Origin of the sequence: Paenibacillus sp. FSL F4-0236, from assembly GCF_038000135.1 — a bacterium.
Taxonomy (GTDB): domain Bacteria; phylum Bacillota; class Bacilli; order Paenibacillales; family Paenibacillaceae; genus Paenibacillus_AQ.
Genome location: NZ_JBBOBK010000004.1, coordinates 1 through 5155 on the forward strand (window position 1 = coordinate 1; position 5155 = coordinate 5155).

Annotated in this window: 2 tRNA genes and 3 rRNA genes; all 5 read left to right on the plus strand. The window is 52.2% G+C overall.

The window, feature by feature from the left end:
• The first annotated feature begins 33 nt into the window (after window positions 1-33).
• Window positions 34-1591 (plus strand): 16S ribosomal RNA (locus tag NSQ29_RS31465).
• Between the two features lie 124 nt (window positions 1592-1715).
• Window positions 1716-1832 (plus strand): 5S ribosomal RNA (gene rrf, locus NSQ29_RS31470).
• A gap of 45 nt (window positions 1833-1877) precedes the next feature.
• Window positions 1878-1954 (plus strand) — tRNA-Ile (locus NSQ29_RS31475).
• Between the two features lie 20 nt (window positions 1955-1974).
• Window positions 1975-2050: transfer RNA gene (locus NSQ29_RS31480), tRNA-Ala, on the plus strand.
• 170 nt (window positions 2051-2220) lie between these two features.
• Window positions 2221-5149 (plus strand): 23S ribosomal RNA (locus NSQ29_RS31485).
• The 16S, 23S and 5S rRNA genes sit together here with 2 tRNA genes alongside, the layout of an rRNA operon.
• Window positions 5150-5155: the final 6 nt, after the last annotated feature.

Here is a 5155-nt window from a genome sequence, read left to right on the forward strand (position 1 = left end):
GTTTCAAAATGAGCATATCGCTCTTTTCAATACTAATTGGAGAGTTTGATCCTGGCTCAGGACGAACGCTGGCGGCGTGCCTAATACATGCAAGTCGAGCGGAGTCACTTTGGAAGCTTGCTTTCAAAGTGACTTAGCGGCGGACGGGTGAGTAACACGTAGGCAACCTGCCCCTTAGACTGGGATAACTACCGGAAACGGTAGCTAATACCGGATAATTTCTTTTTTCTCCTGAAGGAAGAATGAAAGACGGAGCAATCTGTCACTGAGGGATGGGCCTGCGGCGCATTAGCTAGTTGGTGGGGTAACGGCCCACCAAGGCGACGATGCGTAGCCGACCTGAGAGGGTGAACGGCCACACTGGGACTGAGACACGGCCCAGACTCCTACGGGAGGCAGCAGTAGGGAATCTTCCGCAATGGACGAAAGTCTGACGGAGCAACGCCGCGTGAGTGATGAAGGTTTTCGGATCGTAAAGCTCTGTTGCCAGGGAAGAACGTCCGGTAGAGTAACTGCTATCGGAGTGACGGTACCTGAGAAGAAAGCCCCGGCTAACTACGTGCCAGCAGCCGCGGTAATACGTAGGGGGCAAGCGTTGTCCGGAATTATTGGGCGTAAAGCGCGCGCAGGCGGTCATTTAAGTCTGGTGTTTAAACCTTGGGCTCAACCTGAGGTCGCACTGGAAACTGGGTGACTTGAGTACAGAAGAGGAAAGTGGAATTCCACGTGTAGCGGTGAAATGCGTAGATATGTGGAGGAACACCAGTGGCGAAGGCGACTTTCTGGGCTGTAACTGACGCTGAGGCGCGAAAGCGTGGGGAGCAAACAGGATTAGATACCCTGGTAGTCCACGCCGTAAACGATGAGTGCTAGGTGTTAGGGGTTTCGATACCCTTGGTGCCGAAGTTAACACAGTAAGCACTCCGCCTGGGGAGTACGGTCGCAAGACTGAAACTCAAAGGAATTGACGGGGACCCGCACAAGCAGTGGAGTATGTGGTTTAATTCGAAGCAACGCGAAGAACCTTACCAGGTCTTGACATCCCTCTGAATCCACTAGAGATAGTGGCGGCCTTCGGGACAGAGGAGACAGGTGGTGCATGGTTGTCGTCAGCTCGTGTCGTGAGATGTTGGGTTAAGTCCCGCAACGAGCGCAACCCTTAACTTTAGTTGCCAGCAAGTAATGTTGGGCACTCTAGAGTGACTGCCGGTGACAAACCGGAGGAAGGTGGGGATGACGTCAAATCATCATGCCCCTTATGACCTGGGCTACACACGTACTACAATGGCCGGTACAACGGGAAGCGAAACCGCGAGGTGAAGCCAATCCCATCAAAGCCGGTCTCAGTTCGGATTGCAGGCTGCAACTCGCCTGCATGAAGTCGGAATTGCTAGTAATCGCGGATCAGCATGCCGCGGTGAATACGTTCCCGGGTCTTGTACACACCGCCCGTCACACCACGAGAGTTTACAACACCCGAAGTCGGTGGGGTAACCCGCAAGGGAGCCAGCCGCCGAAGGTGGGGTAGATGATTGGGGTGAAGTCGTAACAAGGTAGCCGTATCGGAAGGTGCGGCTGGATCACCTCCTTTCTATGGAGAATCGTCTTCTGCAATGAAGACATTCAAATCGGAAGTTAAACTTCCATTATAGAACCTTCGGGTTCGAACACTCACTCGTGTTCAGTTTTGAAAGAGTAAGTCTCTTTCATATACGTTTGGTGGCGATAGCGGAGGGGTTCCACACGTACCCATCCCGAACACGACCGTTAAGCCCTCCAGCGCCGATGGTACTTGGACCGAAGGGTCCTGGGAGAGTAGGACGCCGCCAAGCGGACAACCATTCTTTGGTTGATTCACAATGTTATATATGTTATATGGGCTTTTAGCTCAGTTGGTTAGAGCGCACCTCTGATAAGGGTGAGGTCGGTGGTTCGAGTCCACCAAGGCCCACCATATAACTTTATATCTTTTATGGGGCCATAGCTCAGCTGGGAGAGCGCCTGCCTTGCAAGCAGGAGGTCAGCGGTTCGATCCCGCTTGGCTCCACCATAAGTTTTAATTCAATACCTTCTTTAAACATTGATCCTTGAAAACTGGATACCGAAACGAATTTGCGTTTTAGAACATTTTTTAGCAACTTGTTTAAACAAGTAAATGTTATTAGTGAGATGATTCCAAAAGAAATGTCATTGTATGATATTTTCCTGCGGAAAAATCAAGGTTAAGCTAATAAGAGCACACGGAGGATGCCTAGGCGCCAGGAGCCGACGAAGGACGTGGCGAACAACGAAACTGCCTCGGGGAGCTGTAAGCAAGCTTTGATCCGGGGGTGTCCGAATGGGGAAACCCAGCTGTGGTAATTCGCAGTTACTCATCTCTGAACACATAGGAGATGTAGAGGCAGACCAGGGGAACTGAAACATCTAAGTACCCTGAGGAAGAGAAAACAATAGTGATTCCGTCAGTAGCGGCGAGCGAACGCGGAACAGCCTAAACCTAAGAGCTTGCTCTTAGGGGTTGTGGGACGTCTCACATGGAGTTACAAAGGAATATGGTAGGTGAAGAGGTCTGGAAAGGCCCGCGATAGAGGTAAAAGCCCTGTAGCCTAAACTGTGTTCTCTCCGAGACGGATCCCGAGTAGTGCGGGGCACGTGAAACCCCGTATGAATCCAGCAGGACCATCTGCTAAGGCTAAATACTACCTGGCGACCGATAGTGAAACAGTACCGTGAGGGAAAGGTGAAAAGCACCCCGGAAGGGGAGTGAAATAGAACCTGAAACCGTGTGCTTACAAAAAGTCAGAGCCCTATTTATGGGTGATGGCGTGCCTTTTGTAGAATGAACCGGCGAGTTACGTTTAACATGCAAGGTTAAGTCGAGAAGACGGAGCCGCAGCGAAAGCGAGTCTGAATAGGGCGATTTAGTATGTGGACGTAGACCCGAAACCGTGTGATCTACCCCTGTCCAGGGTGAAGGTGCGGTAACACGCACTGGAGGCCCGAACCCACGCATGTTGAAAAATGCGGGGATGAGGTGGGGGTAGCGGAGAAATTCCAATCGAACTCGGAGATAGCTGGTTCTCCCCGAAATAGCTTTAGGGCTAGCCTCGGTATAAGAGTAGTGGAGGTAGAGCACTGATTGGGTGCGGGGTCCGCAAGGATTACCAAGCTCAGTCAAACTCCGAATGCCATATACTTATTGCCGGGAGTCAGACAGTGAGTGCTAAGATCCATTGTCAAAAGGGAAACAGCCCAGACCATCAGCTAAGGTCCCCAAGTGTGTGTTAAGTGGGAAAGGATGTGGAGTTGCACAGACAACCAGGATGTTGGCTTAGAAGCAGCCACCATTGAAAGAGTGCGTAATAGCTCACTGGTCGAGTGACTCTGCGCCGAAAATGTAACGGGGCTAAACACACCACCGAAGCTATGGCTAGATACGTATGTATCTGGGGTAGGGGAGCGTTGTATGTGGGTTGAAGGTGTACCGTAAGGAGCGCTGGACAGCATACAAGTGAGAATGCCGGTATGAGTAACGAAAAGATCAGTGAGAATCTGATCCGCCGAAAGCCCAAGGTTTCCTGAGGAAGGCTCGTCCGCTCAGGGTAAGTCGGGACCTAAGGCGAGGCCGAAAGGCGTAGTCGAAGGACAACAGTTTGAAATTACTGTACCACCGTAATCCGCTATGAGCGATGGGGTGACGCAGGAGGGTAGTGACGCGGACTGATGGATATGTCCGTCTAAGCAGTGAGGCTGATGTGTAGGCAAATCCGCACATCATTAAGGCTGGGCTGTGATGGGGAGCGAAAATTACAGTAGCGAAGGTCATGATCTCACACTGCCAAGAAAAGCCTCTAGCCAGGAGAAGGTGCCCGTACCGCAAACCGACACAGGTAGGCGAGAAGAGAATTCTAAGGCGCGCGGAAGAACTCTCGTTAAGGAACTCGGCAAAATGACCCCGTAACTTCGGGAGAAGGGGTGCCCCGGTAGTGTGAATAGCACGAGGGGGCCGCAGTGAAAAGGCCCAAGCGACTGTTTAGCAAAAACACAGGTCTGTGCGAAGCCGCAAGGCGAAGTATACGGGCTGACGCCTGCCCGGTGCTGGAAGGTTAAGGGGAGTGGTTAGGGGTAACCCGAAGCTATGAACCGAAGCCCCAGTAAACGGCGGCCGTAACTATAACGGTCCTAAGGTAGCGAAATTCCTTGTCAGGTAAATTCTGACCCGCACGAATGGCGTAACGACTTGGGCGCTGTCTCAACGAGAGATCCGGTGAAATTTTAATACCTGTGAAGATGCAGGTTACCCGCGACAAGACGGAAAGACCCCATGGAGCTTTACTGCAGCTTGATATTGAATTTGGGTACGATCTGTACAGGATAGGTGGGAGCCGTAGAAATCGGAGCGCAAGCTTCGGTGGAGGCGCCGTTGGGATACCACCCTGATCGTATCTAGGTTCTAACCTAGTACCCTAACCGGGTACGGGGACCGTGTCAGGCGGGCAGTTTGACTGGGGCGGTCGCCTCCTAAAGAGTAACGGAGGCGTTCCAAGGTTCCCTCAGAATGGTTGGAAATCATTCGAAGAGTGCAAAGGCATAAGGGAGCTTGACTGCGAGACCTACAAGTCGAGCAGGGACGAAAGTCGGACTTAGTGATCCGGTGGTACCGCATGGAAGGGCCATCGCTCAACGGATAAAAGCTACCCTGGGGATAACAGGCTTATCTCCCCCAAGAGTCCACATCGACGGGGAGGTTTGGCACCTCGATGTCGGCTCATCGCATCCTGGGGCTGAAGTAGGTCCCAAGGGTTGGGCTGTTCGCCCATTAAAGCGGTACGCGAGCTGGGTTCAGAACGTCGTGAGACAGTTCGGTCCCTATCTGTCGTGGGCGCAGGAAATTTGAGAGGAGCTGTCCTTAGTACGAGAGGACCGGGATGGACGTACCGCTGGTGCACCAGTTGTTTCGCCAGAAGCATGGCTGGGTAGCTACGTACGGACGGGATAAGCGCTGAAAGCATCTAAGCGTGAAGCCCCCCTCAAGATGAGATTTCCCAATTAGTAAGACCCCTTGAAGACGACGAGGTAGATAGGTTGGAGGTGGAAGTGCAGTAATGCATGGAGCTGACCAATACTAATCGGTCGAGGGCTTATCCTATACTTA